17 protein-coding genes and 1 pseudogene are annotated in these 18,649 nt (G+C 59.2%); 4 read left to right on the plus strand and 14 right to left on the minus strand.

All coding sequences use genetic code 11. From position 1 onward, the window contains the following. Window positions 1–210: 210 nt before the first annotated feature. Window positions 211–411 (plus strand): annotated as a pseudogene (locus EJA71_RS27640) (DUF6124 family protein); the annotation flags it as partial. A 39-nt stretch (window positions 412–450) separates the two neighbouring features. Here the strand turns inward: EJA71_RS27640 and EJA71_RS25545 are convergent. The 4 genes from EJA71_RS25545 to plsB form a co-directional block, all read right to left on the minus strand. Next, window positions 451–1,140 (minus strand): DUF4197 domain-containing protein, encoded by a 690-nt coding sequence (locus EJA71_RS25545; RefSeq protein WP_158960567.1) that lies wholly within the window; start codon window positions 1,138–1,140, stop codon window positions 451–453. A gap of 41 nt (window positions 1,141–1,181) precedes the next feature. Next, window positions 1,182–1,580, minus strand: coding sequence for a YbaY family lipoprotein (locus EJA71_RS25550; RefSeq protein ID WP_158960570.1), 399 nt, complete (start codon window positions 1,578–1,580; stop codon window positions 1,182–1,184). A gap of 51 nt (window positions 1,581–1,631) precedes the next feature. Beyond that, window positions 1,632–2,318, minus strand: a complete 687-nt coding sequence (locus tag EJA71_RS25555; RefSeq protein ID WP_158960572.1) for a hypothetical protein — start codon at window positions 2,316–2,318, stop codon at window positions 1,632–1,634. Between the two features lie 97 nt (window positions 2,319–2,415). Then, entirely contained in the window at window positions 2,416–4,914 is a 2,499-nt protein-coding gene (plsB, locus tag EJA71_RS25560; protein ID WP_158960575.1) for a glycerol-3-phosphate 1-O-acyltransferase PlsB, read from the minus strand. A gap of 237 nt (window positions 4,915–5,151) precedes the next feature. Here plsB and EJA71_RS25565 point away from each other — a divergent pair, with 237 nt between their 5' ends. Next, on the plus strand, window positions 5,152–5,361 hold the full coding sequence (locus EJA71_RS25565; protein WP_007908870.1) for a cold-shock protein: 210 nt from the start codon (window positions 5,152–5,154) through the stop codon (window positions 5,359–5,361). Between the two features lie 200 nt (window positions 5,362–5,561). On the opposite strand, the gene EJA71_RS25575 is transcribed toward EJA71_RS25565, so the two are convergent. The 4 genes from EJA71_RS25575 to EJA71_RS25590 form a co-directional block, all read right to left on the minus strand. Continuing rightward, window positions 5,562–5,939, minus strand: coding sequence for a hypothetical protein (locus EJA71_RS25575; RefSeq protein ID WP_064120729.1), 378 nt, complete (start codon window positions 5,937–5,939; stop codon window positions 5,562–5,564). A gap of 76 nt (window positions 5,940–6,015) precedes the next feature. Next, entirely contained in the window at window positions 6,016–6,825 is an 810-nt protein-coding gene (locus EJA71_RS25580; RefSeq protein WP_158960581.1) for a putative RNA methyltransferase, read from the minus strand. Beyond that, window positions 6,825–7,976, minus strand: coding sequence for a succinyl-diaminopimelate desuccinylase (dapE, locus tag EJA71_RS25585; protein WP_158960584.1), 1,152 nt, complete (start codon window positions 7,974–7,976; stop codon window positions 6,825–6,827). The genes EJA71_RS25580 and dapE overlap by 1 nt, the downstream gene beginning before the upstream one ends. Window positions 7,977–8,179: 203 nt before the next feature. After that, window positions 8,180–10,768 (minus strand): glycosyltransferase, encoded by a 2,589-nt coding sequence (locus EJA71_RS25590; protein ID WP_158960587.1) that lies wholly within the window; start codon window positions 10,766–10,768, stop codon window positions 8,180–8,182. A 214-nt stretch (window positions 10,769–10,982) separates the two neighbouring features. Here EJA71_RS25590 and tcdA point away from each other — a divergent pair, with 214 nt between their 5' ends. Next, window positions 10,983–11,801 carry a tRNA cyclic N6-threonylcarbamoyladenosine(37) synthase TcdA gene (gene tcdA, locus EJA71_RS25595; protein WP_158960590.1) on the plus strand — a complete coding sequence of 273 codons (819 nt, stop codon included), beginning with the start codon at window positions 10,983–10,985 and terminating at the stop codon, window positions 11,799–11,801. Between the two features lie 128 nt (window positions 11,802–11,929). Here the strand turns inward: tcdA and EJA71_RS25600 are convergent, their stop codons facing one another. The 4 genes from EJA71_RS25600 to EJA71_RS25615 all read right to left on the minus strand — a co-directional run bounded on the left by EJA71_RS25600 (window position 11,930) and on the right by EJA71_RS25615 (window position 15,116). Beyond that, complete coding sequence (locus tag EJA71_RS25600; protein WP_158960593.1) at window positions 11,930–12,334, minus strand: SufE family protein; 405 nt, start codon at window positions 12,332–12,334, stop codon at window positions 11,930–11,932. Then, window positions 12,331–13,536, minus strand: coding sequence for an aminotransferase class V-fold PLP-dependent enzyme (locus EJA71_RS25605; protein WP_158960596.1), 1,206 nt, complete (start codon window positions 13,534–13,536; stop codon window positions 12,331–12,333). Before EJA71_RS25605 ends, EJA71_RS25600 begins: the two co-directional genes overlap by 4 nt. A 149-nt stretch (window positions 13,537–13,685) precedes the next feature. Beyond that, on the minus strand, window positions 13,686–14,720 hold the full coding sequence (gene dapD / locus EJA71_RS25610) for a 2,3,4,5-tetrahydropyridine-2,6-dicarboxylate N-succinyltransferase (protein ID WP_158960599.1): 1,035 nt from the start codon (window positions 14,718–14,720) through the stop codon (window positions 13,686–13,688). A gap of 33 nt (window positions 14,721–14,753) precedes the next feature. After that, window positions 14,754–15,116, minus strand: coding sequence for an ArsC family reductase (locus tag EJA71_RS25615; RefSeq protein WP_003222107.1), 363 nt, complete (start codon window positions 15,114–15,116; stop codon window positions 14,754–14,756). 278 nt (window positions 15,117–15,394) lie between these two features. Between EJA71_RS25615 and EJA71_RS25620 the strand changes: the two genes are divergently transcribed. After that, a complete protein-coding gene (locus tag EJA71_RS25620) occupies window positions 15,395–17,026 on the plus strand; it encodes a Na+/H+ antiporter (protein ID WP_158960602.1) in 1,632 nt (543 codons plus the stop codon). Here EJA71_RS25620 and EJA71_RS25625 read toward each other — a convergent pair. Then, window positions 17,019–17,777, minus strand: coding sequence for a hypothetical protein (locus EJA71_RS25625; RefSeq protein ID WP_158960605.1), 759 nt, complete (start codon window positions 17,775–17,777; stop codon window positions 17,019–17,021). The two genes, EJA71_RS25620 and EJA71_RS25625, sit on opposite strands and share 8 nt — an antisense overlap. Window positions 17,778–17,837: 60 nt before the next feature. Beyond that, window positions 17,838–18,566: a M12 family metallopeptidase gene (locus tag EJA71_RS25630; RefSeq protein WP_158960607.1), complete on the minus strand. Its 729-nt coding sequence runs from the start codon at window positions 18,564–18,566 to the stop codon at window positions 17,838–17,840. Window positions 18,567–18,649: the final 83 nt, after the last annotated feature.

Raw genomic sequence — 18,649 nt, forward strand, 5'->3', positions numbered from 1 at the left:
GCACTCGATCCAACTGTGGGAGCTGGCTTGCCAGCGATAGCGGCCTGACAGCCGACCACTCCCTAACTGAAACACTCGATCCAACTGTAGGAGCTAGCCCTGCTGGCGATAGCGGCCTGACAGCCGACCACTCTCTAACTGCATGCACTCAATCCAACTGTGGGAGCCAGCCCTGCTGGCGATGGTGGCCTCACAGCCAACCACTCTCTAACTGAAATTCTACTTACCCAAGCCTGCGAAACGCTTGCCTCTGCGAATGTCATGGCCACTGAGTTGGCATTCACGCTGAACGGACTCACATGCAGCGCGCTGTTGGGCATTCAGCAAATGATTTTCCTCGCGGAGTCATCGGTGAATCGCGTCCTCGATCAAGCTGATCCGCAAACTGACACCCACAAAAAAGCCCGTTGAACCTGGGAGGTCCAGCGGGCTTTTTTATCGTGCAAGACCTTACAACGTCCCAAACACTTTCTTCGCCAGACTGGTCGCCGCTGCAGCCGGGTTCTGGCGGATGGTTTCTTCCTGTTTGCCGATCATTTCGAACAAGCCATTCAGCGCTTGTTCGGTCACGTAGTTCTCGACATTCGCACTCTTCGCGTCCACCACACCGAACGCGGCAGCCTGGCCGGCGAACGAGTTGTACTTCTGCGCCACGCCAACCTTGTCGGTCGCCTGTTTGACGATCGGCAGGAACTTGGCGCGGATCTGTTCGCGGCTGGATTTGTCGAGGTATTGCGTGGCTGAGTCATTGCCGCCGCTGAGGATGCCTTTGGCGTCTGCCACGCTCATTTTTTTCACGGCGTCGACGAGGATCGGCTGGGCCTGAGTCACGGCGCCTTCGGCCGCTTTGTTCATCGCGGTTTCCAGTTCTTCGACCTGGGCGCCCATGCCGAAGGCTTTCATCTTGCTCGCGGCTTTGCCGAGTTTGCCCGGCAGTTCGATCTTCACGTCCGGGTTGTTGCTGAAACCACCTGGCGTGCCCAATTGTTTGACGGCGATTTGCGCGCCTTGGGTCAGGGCATCCTTGAGGCCGCCAGTGGCGTCTTTCTGTGACAGGTCGCTCAGCGAGAGGGCGAGGGCGTTGGCGCAGATCATCAGGCCCGCGCACAGGCCGGCAAAGCGAAGGGTAGGGCGGAGCATGACGGCTTCCTTGTTGCGGTAAAGGGGTGACGGACAATGAATCAGCGAATGGCGTCGACGCGGATTTTCAGCGGTTGCGGATCGTTGCCGTCGAGTTGTACGGCATGGTTTTCGGTGGTGATGAACATCAACTCACCGTTGACTTCGATACGCGCGCTGACCGAATAGCGGTGGCCCGGTTTGACCTGGGCGGGATCGTAGCTCAAATGGAAGGGCAGCGGCACCTGGCCTTGAACCGGACCCTTCTGCTCGTCGAGCACCACTGCCGGCGCATCCGCCAGGGAAACATCCTGCAGGCTCACGCTCAAGGTCGCGCTCGGTGGCAGGGCGATGCGTTGCAGATAGAACACTTCGCCGTCGAGGCTGGCCTTGCTGGCTGGGGTGGTCGATTGGCAGGCGCTGAGCAATGTAGCAGCGGCGAGCAGGGTCAATTTTTTCATCGGAACCTCTAATACTTTTGCGCCGGAAGAATCCCGGCGCCGAAGGGAAATCTAGCGGATTTTGCCATTAGCGTCAGTGAACAAACGTAATGGTTTTTCCAGGCGCTGCGAAATCCAATGCGATAGTCGCGCACGCAAGTTACGCGAAACCGGGGCAAGTTCGACATACCACGGCGTGACCAGAATGGATTGGTGGTAGCGGTTTTCAATGCCGCTCAATGTATAGCGTTTGCCCGCAACGACGCTGTCAGGATCGTATTCCATATAGAACGAAGTGGCTGTTTGTTCATCGTGGGTGGCACTGGCCAGTTCAGCATTGGGGTTGTCCGCATCGTGCAGACTGATCGTCACGGCTTCATGCTCGGCAATAGCGCGAGGCTCTTGCACTTCGACATACAGAAAGCCAATCGGGCTCAAATGCAGCGTCTGCCGGTGCGGGGCTTTATTGACGATAACAAAGTAGTCCAGTTCCACCAGCAAAGGCTGTTGGTCATGGAACATCTGCACGTTGATCTGGTACTTCACGCCGACATCGCTGTAGTGATGCGGAAATGAGAACTTCCAGCCAACATCGAAGATTGAAGAGTGTCGCCAGTCTTTGACGTTGATTGGCGACTTCGAATTGACGACTTTGACGCTGACAACCGTTTCATGCTCGCCGCCTTGGGGTGCGCGGAAGTTAGCGGGCAAACGGAAGTCGACAGTAACGGTGGGAGTTTTTTTCTGCAAAAGGCTCATCTCGATATCCTTATCGTGATTATTAAAGTGAGCCTATTTATCCACGAATCAACTAACGAGAAAACCCGGCAAGCTCCCCGTTAGTTGTCGGCAAGTTTCAGACCTCGGCGCTGACCGCCGTTTCTGCCGCATCTTCACTGCGATGCAAGGCGACCTGACGGATCGACAAACGAATATCCGCTGGCAGCACACGCTTGGCTGCACCTTCGGCCAGCTCGCCGAGCAGTTCGTGATAGCTCAGTTTGCCGGCCTCATCGCGGCGCAGCACGTCGAGGTCGAGCAGCGTCTGGATGAAGTGGCGGAACAGACTCTTGTCGAAGAACTCCGGAGCGTTGAGGCCATGGAGGATCGACAGGCGTTGGGCCATGACGGTGCAGAGGTCTTCCAGCTCTTCGGCGCTGATGCTGTTCTGGCCGCTGTTGAGCAGCAAGGAGACGGTCATGTAGAAGCGCTGCAGGGTCTGGGCGATGCTCTTCGACAGCAGCGTCAGCAGTACGAAATGCCGCGAACTTGGCGCCGGACGCAGATAGACATCTTTCTCGAAACGCAGCAGGCCTTGCTCGACAAACGCTTCCAGCCACTGATCGACAACGCCGTCCAGTTCGTCCAGCGACCAGCGAATAAACAGCTCCGACTGCAAGTACGGATACAGTGCGCGGGTGTAGCGCAGGATCTGTTCGCGGCTCATGCGCGAAGCACTCTGGAAGAAGCTCGCCAGCAGCGCCGGCAGGGCGAAGATGTGCAATACGTTGTTGCGGTAATAGGTCATCAGGACGGCGTTCTGCTCGTCCAGATAAAGAATCTTGCCCAGCGCATCGTTCTGCTCGGACAGCAGATCCATGTCCTTCACGTGCTCGATCAGCGCCCGGCCACCGCCTTCCGGCAGCGTGGTGTGCGGCGAGTAAGGGACCTTGCGCAGCAGCGCCAGATACAGATCCAGTACGCGCGCCATGGCGCGATCGTCGAGCGCCAGGCGCGTAGTCGACAGCAGTGCCAGCGCCACCAGATTGACCGGGTTGATCGCGGCGGCTTCATTCAGGTGCTGCGCGACTTTTTCGCCAAGCCGATTGGTGGTTTCATTAAGCCACGCCGGTTTGTACTGCGGGCCGAGTTCCTGCTGGCGCCAGTCCGGTTGCTCGGCGTCGAGGAATTCTGCGAGTTTGATCGGCTCGCCGAAGTTGACAGCGACTTGACCGAAGCGCTGCTTGAGCGCGCCGATGACTTTGAAAATATCGAAGATCGATTCTTTCTTCTTGCTCGCCCCGCGCAATTCGCCGAGGTAGGTACGCCCTTCCAGCACGCGCTCGTAACCGATGTACACCGGCACAAACACGATTGGCATCCGCGACGAACGCAGAAAGCTGCGCATGGTGATCGCGAGCATGCCGGTTTTTGGTTGCAGCATACGTCCGGTGCGCGAGCGGCCGCCCTCGACGAAGTATTCGACCGGGAAACCTTTGGTGAACAGGGTGTGCAGGTATTCGTTGAACACCGAGGTGTACAGCGGATTGCCCTTGAATGTGCGGCGCATGAAGAACGCGCCGCCACGCCGCAGCAGGCTGCCGATCACCGGCATGTTCAAGTTGATCCCCGCGGCGATGTGCGGCGGGGTCAGGCCGTTGCGGAACAGCAGGTACGAGAGCAGCAGGTAGTCGATGTGGCTGCGGTGGCACGGCACGTAGATCACTTCGTGACCCTGGGCAACCTTCTGCACGCCTTCGATGTGGTTGACCTTGATGCCGTCGTAAATCTTGTTCCAGAACCAGCTCAGCACCACTTCCAGAAAGCGGATCGCGGTGTAGGTGTAGTCCGAGGCGATCTCGTTGCCGTAGCGCAGGGCCTGGGCCTTGGCTTTCTCTGGGGAGATGTTTTCGCGCTCGGCTTCCTCGAGGATCGCTTGCTTAACCAGCGGCTGATTGAGCAGGCCTTTGACCAGATTTCGACGGTGGGAAATGTCCGGGCCGATTACAGCGGCTTTGAGATTGCGGAAGTGCACGCGCAGGATTCGCTGGGCCATGCGCACGGTGCGTTCGTGGCCCTTGTTGTGATCGATCAGCTCGCGCAGATGGATCGGCGCGGAGAACTGCACACGGGTTTTACGCCCGAGAACAATAATGCTCAGCAGCCGGCGCAAACGCCCGGTGACGGCCCAACTGTCGGCGAACAACAGTTTCCACGGACTGTTTTCGCTGTCCGGCGATTGGCCCCAGAACACGCTGACCGGAATGATCTGCGCGTCTTCGGCAGCGTTCTGGGTGAGGGCGCTCACGAGGCGGGTCAGGGTCGGCGGTGCGCCACGTTTGTCCTGGCGACCGAGCCAGTCCGGATCCGGCGTCAGGTAGAAAAACGCCGCCGGTTCAATCAGCGAACCCACCGACACCGGCAGCACCGGACGCGGCAGGCCGGCCTTGGTGCACTCGGTGTCGAGCACGGCCAGATCGGTCAGCGAAGGGTTTTGCAGGACGTAGAACACCGGACGACTGCGGTCGAGGTTGAGGGTGAACGACGACTGATTGATCGTCTCCGAGCGAACCCAGAGATACAACAGTCGGCGCAGGGTGCCAAACACAAGACGGCGGAACGGGGAACGGGTCATACGGCTTCTGCGTGAGTGAATAAAACCGAGCGTTTGCTCGGGTGGGCGACAGTTTGCCGTATTAGGCGAAAATCGGCAAAAAAGCGGCGAAGTATTCTCCTGTTGAGACTTTTTGCGCCTGTCATATACTCGGCGCTCTGTCGCCGCGGCCCTTTATGGACGTCGGACACAGGCTGACGTTCCGCAAAGGCTTTCCTGCGAAAAGCCTGTTTAATAATAAAAAAGGAGTATGAACAGATGGCAACACGTGAAACCGGCAACGTGAAGTGGTTCAACGACGCCAAGGGCTACGGCTTTATCCAGCGCGAAGACGGAGTGGACGTGTTCGTGCACTACCGCGCGATTCGCGGCGAAGGGCATCGGTCGCTGACTGAAGGCCAGCAGGTTGAATACGCGGTGATTACTGGCGAGAAGGGATTGCAGGCGGAAGACGTTGTAGGCTTGTAATGATCGTTCCCACGCTCTGCGTGGGAATGCCTCAACGGACGCTCCGCGTTCGCTTTGGGACGCAGAGCGTCCCGGACTGCATTCCCACGCGGAGCGTGGGAACGATCAAAGATCGCAGCCTTCGGCAGCTCCTACAGGTGTACACATGACCCTGTAGGAGCTGCCGAAGGCTCGGGCCGCGATCGGACGATCTTTTGCTTTTAAGCCGTTTTCCAGGTGATCTCTTCTTCACCGTCTGCGCTGATGCGCATCCAGCGATCCGCCGTTTCCTCACCTTCTTCCTCGACCCACGTCCCCGGCGCGCAACGCACTTCCACGTTCAGCGCAGCAAACGCGGCGCGGGCGCAGGCGATGTCGTCGTCCCATGGGGTCTGGTCGCTTTCCAGGTACAGGCTGTTCCATTTGCCCACGGCTTTCGGCAGCCAGGTCACCGGCACGTTGCCGGCCTTGCACTTGTAGGTCTGGCCTTTCTGTACCCAGTCGCTGCACGGGCCAAGGGCTTCGCCGAGCCAGGCGGAAATGGCCTTGTGGTCGACGTCGGCGTCTTTCAGGTAAATCTCGATATCCGGTTGGCGCATGGATGTCCTCACTGCGGGTCTGAAAAATCCATTCGCGGATTTAGCCGGCCCCGGGCACGTGCCCGAGACCAAAAGTTTATTGAAGAACGAAATAATCGTAGCGCATCGACACGGTGGTCTCGAACGGCTCGGCCTGTTCGATCACTGCCGCACGCCGCTCGGCACTGGCGCGCCAGCCGTGGGGCGTCATCGCCAACAGGTTGGCGCGATCCTCGGGCTTGTCCAGCGTCAGTTTGAATTCCAGGGTTTCACTGTGCGCCAGCGCCATGCCCTCCGGCACTAGGGCCAGATGCTTGTCGTCGGTGTACTCGCGCACTTCGTCGTACAGGCGTTCGCGCAGTTCCATCAGATGGCCGCTGGTCGGGCCGACTTTCATCAGACCGCCGCCAACACTGAGCAGACGCTTGGCCTCTTCCCAGTCCAGCGGACTGAAAACGCTGGCGAGAAACTGGCAACTGCCCGACGCCAACGGCACCCGGGCCATACTGGCGATCAACCAAGTGATTGCCGGGTTGCGTTTGCAGGCGCGCTTGACGGCTTCGCGGGAGATGTCCAGCGCGTAACCATCAGCGTTCGGCAAGGCCTCGGCGATCTGTGCGGTGTAATAACCCTCGCCACAACCGATGTCGACCCAGCGATCCGGCGCGTAACTCGTCGCCAGTTCGGCCAGACGCTTGGCCACCGGCGCGTAATGCCCGGCGTTCAAGAAGTCGCGACGCGCCTCGACCATGGCCTGGTTATCGCCAGGGTCGCGGCTGTTCTTGTGCTGCACCGGCAGCAGGTTGAGGTAACCCTGGCGCGCACGGTCGAAGCGGTGGCCGGCGGGGCAGACCACGCCGTTGTCCACCGCATTCAGCGGTTCACTGCAAATGGGGCACGCGAGCATCAGGCGAGCAACTTGATCAGGGTCTGGTAGTAGATCTCGGTCAGCACGTCGAGATCCGCCGCCAGCACGCGCTCGTTGACCTGGTGAATGGTCGCGTTGACCGGGCCCAGTTCAACCACTTGCGTGCCCATGGTCGCGATGAAACGGCCATCCGAGGTGCCGCCGCTGGTCGACGCCTTGGTCTCGCGACCGGTGATGTCCTTGATGCTTGCCGACACCGCGTCGAGCAGTGCGCCCGGTTCGGTGAGGAATGGCAGGCCGGACAAGGCCCAGTCGATGTGCCAGTCCAGATCGTGCTTGTCGAGGATATCGGCCACACGTTTCTGCAGGCCTTCGACGGTCGATTCGGTGGAGAAACGGAAGTTGAACACCGCCACCAGATCGCCCGGAATCACGTTGGTCGCGCCGGTGCCGGAGTTGACGTTGGAGATCTGGAAACTGGTCGGCGGGAAGAAATCGTTGCCATGATCCCAATGCTCGGCGGCCAGTTCGGCCAGCGCCGGAGCGGCGAGGTGGATCGGATTCTTCGCCAGATGGGGATAGGCCACGTGACCCTGAATGCCTTTGACCGTGAGCTTGGCGCCCAGCGAGCCGCGACGGCCGTTTTTCACCACGTCCCCAACCAAAGTGGTGCTGGACGGTTCGCCGACGATGCACCAGTCCAGACGCTCGTTACGCGCAGCGAGACGCTCAACCACCGCTTTGGTGCCGTGGTGCGCCGGGCCTTCTTCGTCGCTGGTGATCAGGAACGCGACCTTGCCTTTGTGGTTCGGGTAATCGGCGACGAAACGCTCGGCGGCGACGGTCATCGATGCCAGGCTGCCTTTCATGTCCGCTGCGCCACGGCCGCAGAGCATGCCGTGTTCATCGATCAGCGCGTTGAACGGGTCGATCTGCCACGCCGTGACCGGGCCGGTCGGCACCACGTCGGTGTGGCCGGCGAAGCACAGCACCGGGCCGTCGTGGTTGCCGTGGGTCGCCCAGAAGTTATCCACATCCTCGATGCGCATCGGCTCGAGGGTGAAACCGGCATCGCCCAGGCGCTGCATCATCTGCTTCTGGCAATCGGCGTCGACCGGCGTCACGGACGGACGGCGGATCAGGTCGATGGCGAGTTGGAGGGTCGGCGAAAGGTCGGCGTGGGCCGTCATGTAATAACTCCGGGTGCGCACGGTAAACCTGTAGGAGCTGCCGAAGGCTGCGATCTTTTGATTTTGTTTTTTAAAATCAACAGCAAGATCAAAAGATCGCAGCCTTCGGCAGCGCCTACCGAGTTTGTTGGCATTGAAAAAGGCGGTCATTCTAAAGCAAAACGGCGGCCCGAAGGCCGCCGTTTGACGTTATCCGTGACCGATTATGCTGCTGCCGGTTCAGGCTTGGCCGCCGGTTTCGGCAACGACGACAGGAACGCCATGATCAGCGCCGCCAGATACGGCAGCGACTGCACCAGCAACATCACCACCCAGAAGCGCATGTCGTTGCTCGGGATGCCGTTGACTAGATAGATCCCCAGTGCCGCGCCCCACAGCAGCAGCATGATGAACAACTCTTCCCGCGCTTCGGAAATCGCCACCCAGAAGCCGTGGTTGTCGGCGTTTTTCGGCGTGCGGAAGAACGGAATGCTGCTGGTGAAGAAGCCGTACAGCACCGCTTTGGCGATGGTGTGCGACAACGCCAGCCCGGCCAGTGCCGCGCAGAAGGCATCTTTCAGGTTCACGCCGACAGCGCGACGGTAGAGGAAGATGATCTTGCCGACCTTGAACACAAACAGCGCCAGCGGCGGGATTGCGAAAATCAGCAGCGGCGGATCGACCCGCTGCGGCACGATGATCATCGCCGCCGACCACAACAGCGCGCCGACGGTGAAGAAAATGTTCATGCCGTCCGCGACCCACGGCAACCAGCCCGCGAGGAAGTGGTAGCGCTGGCCGCGCGTCAGTTCGGTGTCCTTGCCGCGCAGCAGGCTGCCGGTGTGACGCTTGATGATCTGGATCGCACCGTAGGCCCAGCGGAAACGCTGCTTTTTGAAGTCGATGAACGTATCGGGCATCAACCCTTTGCCGTAACTGTCGTGGTAATACGCTGCCGACAGGCCTTTTTCGAACACGCGCAGACCGAGTTCGGCGTCTTCACAGATGCACCAGTCAGCCCAGCCCAACTCTTCCAGCACCGAACGACGGGTCATGGTCATGGTGCCGTGCTGGATGATCGCGTCACGGTCGTTTCGAGTGACCATGCCGATGTGGAAGAAGCCTTTGTATTCGGCGTAGCAGAGCTTCTTGAAGGTGCTTTCGTTCTGGTCGCGATAATCCTGCGGCGACTGCACCACGGCGATTTTCGGGTCGGCGAAGTGCGGCACCATGTGCTTGAGCCATTTCGGGTGCACGCAGTAATCGGAGTCGATCACCGCGATCACTTCGGCGTCCTTGGCGGTGTGCGGAATCAGGTAGTTCAGCGCGCCGCCCTTGAACCCGGCCAGGGGCGAGACGTGGAAGAACTTGAAGCGTGGGCCGAGGGTTGCGCAATAGTCGCGCACCGGTTCCCACACCGCTGGATCCTTGGTGTTGTTGTCGATGATCAGGACTTCGTAGTCCGGGTAATCGAGGGCGGCGAGGGCGTCGAGGGTCTGTTTGACCATCTCCGGCGGCTCGTTGTAGCACGGCACGTGGATCGACACTTTCGGGCGATAGCTGGAGTCGCCCTCGACCGGCAGGAATTCGCGTCGGCGCTTGGGAATCCACACCGCTTCGGCCAGTTCATGCGCTTCGGTGAGCAGTACGATAAACACCCCGAGCGCGCCGAGCGCCAAGAGGAAACCGACCGTCAAACTGAACCAGGTGCTGTATTGCAGGCTGTAGTCGTAACCGATCCATACCAGCACCGATCCGCAAAGGAACGCGATAAAGGTCAGGAAGATCCGCCCGCGCTGACGCAGGGCCGAGCCGTCGATCATCAGCAAGGTCAGCGACAACAGCGCCAGCACCACTGAGCCGATGGCCAGCACGCGCCATTGCGGGATGGCGACCACCGGGCCTTCGAAGTTGAATTTCTGCTGGCGCGCAGCGTTGAACACGCCCCAATACGCGCCGACCGAGCCTTCGTCGCTGGCCTTCCACGGCTGGTCAAACGCTTCGATCACGAAGTAGTTGAAGCCCTGGCGGTTGAGCTTGTTGACCAGATTGCGCAGATAGATCGCCTGATCCGCCGGCGACGCATCGGCGCCACCGCGCATGCGGCCGTTGCTCGGCCAGCCGACCTCGGAGAGTAGCAGCGGTTTCTTCGGGAACAGCTTTTTCAAGTCGCGAGCGCGGTCGAACACGAACTGCCCGGCCTTATCGACCGGGATGAACTCCCAGTACGGCAGAACGTGGGCGGCGATCAGGTCAACGTGCTTGGCCAGCTCCGGGTGTTCTTCCCAAACATGCCATTGCTCGGAGGTAGTCACCGGCACTTTCACCGCCGCGCGCACGCGATCAAGCAGCACGCTGAGTTGTTCGGCGGTGATTTCCTTGCGGAAGATCGCTTCGTTACCGACCACCACGCGAACCACGCTGCGCGAGGTGTTGGCCAGTTCGATGGCGCGCTGGATTTCCCGTTCGTTGCGTTCCTGATCGGGGCTGATCCAGATCCCCAACGTCACGCGCAGGCCGAATTCCTCAGCCAGTTTCGGGATGTCTTGCAGCGAACCGTCGACTGAGTAGATGCGGATGTTGTCCGTCAGCTTGCTCATGATCTCCAGGTCGCGGCGCATTTCTTCGTCAGACGGATACTGATCCTTCTGCGGATATTGTCCCTGCTGGAACGGCGAATAGGAGAAACCGGAGATCTGCTCCGGCCAGTTCGGCGCGGAAACCGGGCGATTGATCAGCGCCCAGAAACCGGTGAACAGGGCAGCGATTGCCAGAACCACCACCAGGTTGAGTCCAAATTTACGCGATGACATAGCTATTTCGGGTTCCAAAGGCTGTGGAACGAAGGATCGGTCGGCTAGACGCCCGAGGGGCGCGCATCCTACACCGGCAGTTCACAAGTCGTACATCGGACAGGGAAATGCCCGACATTGGGCAGCCGACTTTGACTTAAGTTCTTACACTTGTAGCTGCAGGCTTAGAACTTGTCGTCGCGTGGCCCTATAATGCGCGCCGGTTTTTGGGGTAATGGTCATGAGTACAGAAGATCCGCGGTTTGCAGGCATCGCCCGTTTGTATGGCATCGAGGGCCTGGAGCGCTTGCGCGCGGCCCATGTGGCGATTGTCGGCGTCGGTGGCGTCGGTTCCTGGGCGGCGGAAGCCATGGCCCGGTGTGGGGTTGGCGAGATTTCGCTGTTCGACCTCGATGACGTCTGCGTCAGCAACGCCAACCGCCAGTTGCACGCGCTGGACAGCACCGTCGGCAAACCCAAAGTCGAGGTCATGGCCGAGCGCCTGCGCGGGATCAACCCGGATTGCACCGTGCATGCGGTGGCGGATTTCGTCACCCGCGACACCATGGCCGAATACATCACGCCGAATATTGATTGCGTGATTGACTGCATCGACGCGGTCAACGCCAAGGCTGCGCTGATTGCCTGGTGCAAGCGCCGCAAGATCCAGATCATCACCACTGGCGGCGCCGGCGGGCAGATTGATCCGACGCTGATTCAGGTGTGCGACCTCAACCGCACGTTCAATGACCCGTTGGCCTCGAAAGTGCGTTCGACGTTGCGTCGTGATTACGGCTTCTCACGTACCATGACCCGCCATTACAGCGTGCCGTGCGTGTTTTCCACGGAACAACTGCGCTATCCGAAGCCGGATGGCAGCATTTGTTTGCAGAAGAGTTTTGTTGGCGACGGTGTGAAGCTGGACTGTGCCGGCGGGTTTGGTGCGGTGATGATGGTTACGGCAACGTTCGGCATGGTCGCGGCGACCAAGGCTGTGGACAAGATTGTCGCGGGTGTGCGGCGTCCTTCAGATCGGGTTAAACCTCAGGTCTGACGTTGGGGCTTTGATCGTTCCCACGCTCCGCGTGGGAATGCAGCCCGGGACGCTCCGCGTCCCACCCAAAGTGGAACGCGGAGCGTCCGTGGAGTCATTCCCACGCAGAGCGTGGGAACGATCATCGGTTAGCGCGCCAACTCATTCATCCGCTGGAGCACGGCATTCAGGCCATTGCTGCGCGAGGGCGATAGCTGGCGCGAAAGGCCGAGCTGATTGAACCAGTCCGGCAAATCAACCTGCTGCAATTCAGCCGCCGACAACCCGTTAACCCGCAACAGCAATAACGCCACCAACCCGCGAATCATCCGCGCATCGCTGCTGGCGCTGAATTGCCAGTGACCGTCACGCAAATCCCCAACCAGCCACACCTGACTCTCACAGCCATGCACCCGGTTGGCCTCGCACTTGTCCGCGTCATCCAGCTGCGGCAGACGATCACCCAACTGCATCAACAACCGCGCCCGCTGTTCCCAGCCAGCCGCGTTTTGAAACGTTTGCAGCGCTTCGGCAGCCTCGACCGGCAAGCTCATCGCAACAACTCCAGCGCCTGATCCAGCGCTTCAAAGAAGCGCTCCAGATCTTCGGAATCGTTGTACAGCGCCAGCGACACACGTATCGCCCCGGCCAGCTCGAAGCTTTTCAACAGCGGCATTGCGCAATGATGTCCGGCGCGCACGGCGATGCCTTGTTCGGTGAGCAAGTGCGCCAGATCGGCGTTGTGCACACCTTCCACGACAAAACTGGCCAGCGCCAATTGCGGCTTGCCGAGCAATCGAATGCCGTTACGCGCCGCGAGGCCACGCAGTAAATAATCATGCAGCGCCGCTTCATGGGCCGACACCGCGTCTTGATCCAGGCCGGCCAGATAATCGAGCGTCGCGCCGAGGCCGATCACGCTGGCTATCGGCGGCGTCCCCGCTTCGAAACCCAACGGAGCAGGGCGGAAGCGCGAATCCTGATAGTTGGCTTCCAGCACCATTTCGCCGCCAAACTGCCAAGGCTTCAGTTGTTCAAGTGCAGCATTGCGCCCGAACAGAACGCCCAGACCATCCGGTCCATACAGCTTGTGACTGGAAAATACATAGAAGTCGCAACCCAGCGCCTGCACGTCATGGCGACCATGCACCACACCTTGCGCGCCATCGACCACGGTCAACGCGTTCTGCGCTTTGGCCATGCCCAGCAGTGCCGGCAGCGGTTGCCACGCACCCAACACGTTGGAAAGTTGACTGACCGCGAGCAATCGCGTGCGCGGGCCGATCAAGTGCACGGCGGCAGCAAGGTCGATCAAGCCGTCGACGTCCAGCGGCAGGATCACCAGTTTCAGATGGCGCCGTTGTGCCAGTTGCTGCCACGGCAGCAGGTTGGCGTGATGCTCCAGGGCGCTGATGACAATTTCATCGCCCGGATGGAGAAGATGTTCAAGGCCATAGGCCAAGAGGTTCAGCGCACTGGTGGCGCCGTGGGTAAAGATGATCTGCCCGCTGTCACCAGCATTCAGCCATTGCGCGACCTTGAGCCGACTGTCCTCGAACGCCTGCGTCGCGTGAGCGCCCGGCAGGTGTTGCGCACGATGCACATTGGCTGCGCCATTGGCGTAGTAATGCGTCAGTGCGTCGAGCAGGGCTTGGGGTTTTTGCGTGGTGGCGGCGTTGTCCAGATAAGTCTGGTCTTGCCGTTGCAGTGCGGCGATGGCCGGGAAGTCGGCACGCCACGGGGAGGGAATCATCATCTGTTCAGCCCTGTGAACTTGGGCGGGTATACACCGAACCTTGTGGGAGCGAGCTTGCTCGCGAAAGCGTCGTGTCATTCAGCACTGTTGTTGACTGACCGGACGCCTTCGCGAGCAAGCTCGCTCCCACAGGGGGATCGTATGGCTGCTTAGTTGTGAGCGTGCAGCGCTTCGTTCAGTTCGATCGCCGACTTGTGGGTTTTGCATTCCACAGCGCCGGTTTCCGAATTGCGACGGAACAGCAGGTCAGCCTGACCGGCCAGCTCACGTGCCTTCACGACTTTAACCAGGTTGTTGTTTTCGTCCAGCAGCGCAACCTTGGTGCCAGCGGTCACGTACAGGCCCGACTCAACAGTGTTGCGGTCGCCCAACGGAATGCCGATACCAGCGTTGGCGCCGATCAGGCAGCCTTCGCCAACCTTGATCACGATGTTGCCGCCGCCCGACAGGGTGCCCATGGTCGAGCAACCGCCGCCCAGGTCCGAACCCTTCCCGACGAACACGCCAGCCGATACGCGGCCTTCGATCATGCCCGGGCCTTCGGTGCCGGCGTTGAAGTTGATGAAACCTTCGTGCATCACGGTGGTGCCTTCGCCCACGTAAGCGCCCAGACGCAGACGTGCCGCATCAGCGATACGCACGCCGGCCGGAACCACGTAGTCGGTCATTTTCGGGAATTTGTCCACCGAGAACACTTCCAGCAGATCGCCACGCAGACGGGCTTCCAGTTGCATTTCCGCCAGTTCGCTCAGGTCGATGGCGCCTTGGCTGGTCCACGCCACGTTCGGCAGCAGCGGGAAAATCCCGGCCAGGCTCACGCCGTGCGGCTTGACCAGACGGTGCGACAGCAGGTGCAGCTTGAGGTAAGCCTCAGGCGTCGAAGTCAGTTGAGCATCTTCAGCCAGCAAAGTGGCGACCAGCGGCTTGTGGCTTTCAGCCAGACGGGTCAGCAGCTTGCCTTGCACGGCATCGATGCCTTTCACGGCTTCAGCCAGTTGCGCCGCTTGTGCGGTGGTGAAGGTGATGGCCTGGTTGCCTTCGGTGTAACCGAGGATCGGCGCAACAGCAGCGACCAGTTCGGCCGAAGGATTGAGCAGCGGCTGTGCGTAGAACACTTCCAGCCACGCGCCTTGACGGTTCTGAGTGCCGACACCAAAGGCGATGCTGAACAGGGAATTGGACATGTAAATACACCTCTACAAAGAGTGACGGGCTGCTTACTTCAGAGCGGCCGCGTAGATATCTGGCTTGAAGCCAATCAGGGTTCGGTCACCGAGATCGAGCACCGGGCGCTTGATCATCGAGGGTTGAGCGAGCATCAGTTCGATGGCTTTCGACTGGTCGAGATCGGCTTTGCGTTCGTCGTCGAGTTTGCGAAAGGTCGTGCCTGCGCGGTTCAACACCGTTTGCCAGCCGTGTTCGTCACACCATTGGGTCAGGTGCTCACGGTCGATGCCGGCGGTTTTGTAATCGTGAAAGTCGTAGCTGACAGCGTGTTCATCGAGCCAGGTGCGCGCCTTCTTCATGGTGTCGCAGGCTTTGATGCCGAAAAGGTGCAACGTTTTACTTGAAACGGTCAAGGAATTGCCCCCTTTACAGGTGCTGGAGAAAAATGGTGACGGATTATGCCATGACCCTTCGGCGAATACGCAAAACCCTGTAGGAGCTGTCGAGTGAAACGAGGCTGCGATCTTTTGATTGTGTCTTTAAAGATCAAAAGATCGCAGCGTGCCGCAGCTCCTACACATTTTTGTGCGGACATCAGTTGGGGCTGTGCGACATAGGTGCAACGGTCAGACACAGCCTAAGCGGCTAATATGGCAGTTCAACGCTGTCGATTGTCTGAGATTTCCGCTTTATGCAAACCGCCTACACCGTTCTGATCCTGCTGATGCTGGTCAGCGTCTCGCGTCTGGTCGGTCGGGTCATCCCGCTGCCATTGCCTCTGGTACAAATCGCCGCCGGTGCCTTGCTCGCCTGGCCAACGCTCGGTCTGCATGTAGCGCTGGACCCGGAGTTGTTCCTGTTTCTGTTCCTGCCACCGCTGCTGTTTTCCGATGGCTGGCGCATGCCCAAGCGTGAGTTCTGGCACTTGCGCGGGCCGATTCTGACGCTGGCTGTCGGGTTGGTGCTGTTTACGGTGGTCGGCGCCGGGTACTTCATTCATTGGCTGCTGCCGGCAATTCCGTTGCCGGTGGCATTTGCCCTGGCCGCCGTGCTGTCGCCGACTGACGCCGTGGCGGTATCGGCGATTTCGCAGAACCGCTTGCCGACGCCGCTGATGCACATGCTGCAAGGCGAGGCACTGATGAACGATGCGTCGGGTCTGGTGACGTTCAAGTTCGCCTTGGCCGCAGCCATCACCGGGGTGTTTTCGCTGACCAACGCCAGCCTGACCTTTGTCGTTGTAGCGCTGGGCGGGCTGGCCGTCGGTGTGGCCTTGAGCTGGCTGGTCGGGCGTCTGCGCGCGTGGATGATCGCGCGCGGTTGGGACGATCCGGCCACGCACGTGGTGTTCATGCTGCTGTTGCCGTTTGCCGCGTATGTCTTGGCCGAGCGGCTCGGCGTCTCGGGCATTCTCTCGGCCGTGGCGGCGGGAATGATGCAGAGCTGGCTCGATCTGCTGCCACGGCAGACCAGCACCCGTTTGCTCAACCGTAGTGTCTGGTCGTTGCTGGAGTTTGCCTTCAACGGTTTGATCTTCCTGCTGCTCGGTCTGCAATTGCCGGACATCATCAAAGCCGTGGTCAGCCATGAACCGACGTTGTGGCCGACGCTGTTTTATCGCTGCCTCGATGTCATTGCAATCTTCCTCGCCCTGGTGGTGCTGCGGTTTATCTGGGTGCAGAGCATCTGGCGTTTGTCGGTGCTGTTGCGACGTTGGCGCGGGAAGGGCGATCTGACCCAAGTGCCGACCGCGCGCTCCTGCTGGTTACTGACGGTCGGTGGCGTGCGCGGGGCGGTGACGCTGGCGGGTGTGATGTCGGTGCCGATGTTGATGGGCGCAGAGGCATTTCCCGAGCGTGATCTGCTGATCTTCATTGCTGCGGGCGTGATTCTGCTGTCGCTGATCTCGGCCTGTATCGCTCTGCCGTTGTTATTGCGTGGCATCGAGAAGAGTCCGGATGACAAGCGTCGTCAGGAGGTTCGCGACGCCTGGCGCAAAACCGCCGAGGCGGCGATTCATGCGCTGGAGACTGAGGAGGCCGCCCCGCAGGATGCGGCTCAAGCGGCGCTGGCGGCAGAGTTGAAGGCACGGATCATGTCCGAATATCGCCATCAGCTCGAAGTCTTCAATGACTCTGCCGAAGCCCAGGCGTTGGCATTCCAGATGGATTTGCTGGAACGACGGTTACGCCTCAAAGCCCTGCGGGCTCAGCGCCTGGAACTCTACAGCCTCAGCCGTCACCACCAGATCGGTGATGACGTGCTCAGGGAAGTGCTGGCCGATCTCGATTTGAGTGAAGCCAACCTGGGGCAGGTCAAATAGTCTCGACGGTGCTGTCAACGGCGGGATAAGCCGACGCCATAAAGGCTTTATCTTTCTCGCTGAGATCCAGGTTCAACCATATTTCAAAATCTCCGTGTGTCCATGATTGATAAATCTGGTAGTGCATGATGGATTTCGGATCGTAAGCCGAATAATTGACTTCGCTCTTGTCCAGAAGATTGAAGTAGCGTTCTTCAACTGTTTTGCGTCGGAGGTCGTCTTCGTCGGCGTCGTCGGGAATCCAATGCGCTTTGTAAACCGCGTCTTTGTTCCATGGAATGTTCGCCTCGGGGTGCAAGTGCTCATGTTCTGCCCCCAGTGCGTGACCAAATTCATGCATCACGTAATGAGCGAAGACTTTCGGCTGGAGCATCCACTCTCCAATTTCCATGGTCGGGCCGTCTGTTTCGAGCAGCGCGTCCGTGCCGATTTTCGACCAGTACTGGCCTTCCCCTGCTTGAATTCGAATATCACCTTCAACTCCTTCAACGAATTCGAACTTTAGATTGATGTGAGGTAGCCACTGACTGGCGGCTGCCTTGACGCCGTCTTTGAATGCCTGACTTCCGCTCAGGAACGCAATCCGCAAAGTTCGTCCTGGAGCCCAGAATTTTGTATGCCGGGCGACGCCGCGCTTTTTACGACTGGAAGAGGACGCGGCGCTGTTCGCGGGGTTTTCAGTGATGGCCGCTGCATAGGAAGCGGCCAGGTCCGAGGGTTTTACAGTCGTGCATGTATTGGGTGTGTTCATTATTAACAGTCCTTGTTATTTATTTGGAAGGTTTGTGTTTTAGTTTGAGTGGGTGGGGGGTTATTTTGGGTAAAGCAATCGCATCAGTTGTTTGTCTTTCTTACTGATTTTTCGGTTGGTCGAAATGTGCCAGTTACCCAAGGTCAAACTGTTGAGCACTGGGTAGTGCATGATCGATTTTCTGTCGTAATCCAGATACAGCGCCTCGAATGAATCGAAAGGCGTGAAGATGTTCTGATCCACTTGCTCTTTTGTCAGCGGATTCATCTCGCGGGTTTGATAGTGTTGATAAACTTTTGGCTTGTCCCACGGGATATTGGCTTTTGGGTGCTGGTGTTCATGCATCGCGCCGAGAGCGTGGCCAAACTCGTGAAGTACGATGGTGACGAAGTCTTCATGACCAGGCTTGACGCCAAGGTTCAGAGTGGCCTGGTAAGGCACAATGATCAGTGCGTCGGTGCCCAGAACCGAGCTGTTGTAGGGTGTCTCGGTCGCAATGCGGATATCACCTTCCTTGCCCTCGACGAAGTCAAAGTTCAGATTCACGTACTGCATCCACTGGCTGGCAATATCGATGATCTTCTGTTTGTGCTCGACTTCAGGATTATCCATAAAGGCAATTTTCAGTGTTCGACCATTAGCCCAGAGCTTCGAGTAGTTCACAAGGGAGCGCTTGCGACGATTACCCGTGGACGCGCCAGCATTCGCCGCATTCTCGTTAATTGCGGCCTCGAAAGACACCCGGTCATCTAAGGCGGGCGCTAATTGCAAATCCAGAATCGAATGCATGTGGGTTTTCTTCCTGGCAGTAAAAGTTTGATGAGTGGAAGTGGCTTAGTACTTCAACACTAACTTCGGTCTGCAAGAGGAGA

Source organism: Pseudomonas sp. PB106, from assembly GCF_009764645.1.
Lineage (GTDB): Bacteria > Pseudomonadota > Gammaproteobacteria > Pseudomonadales > Pseudomonadaceae > Aquipseudomonas.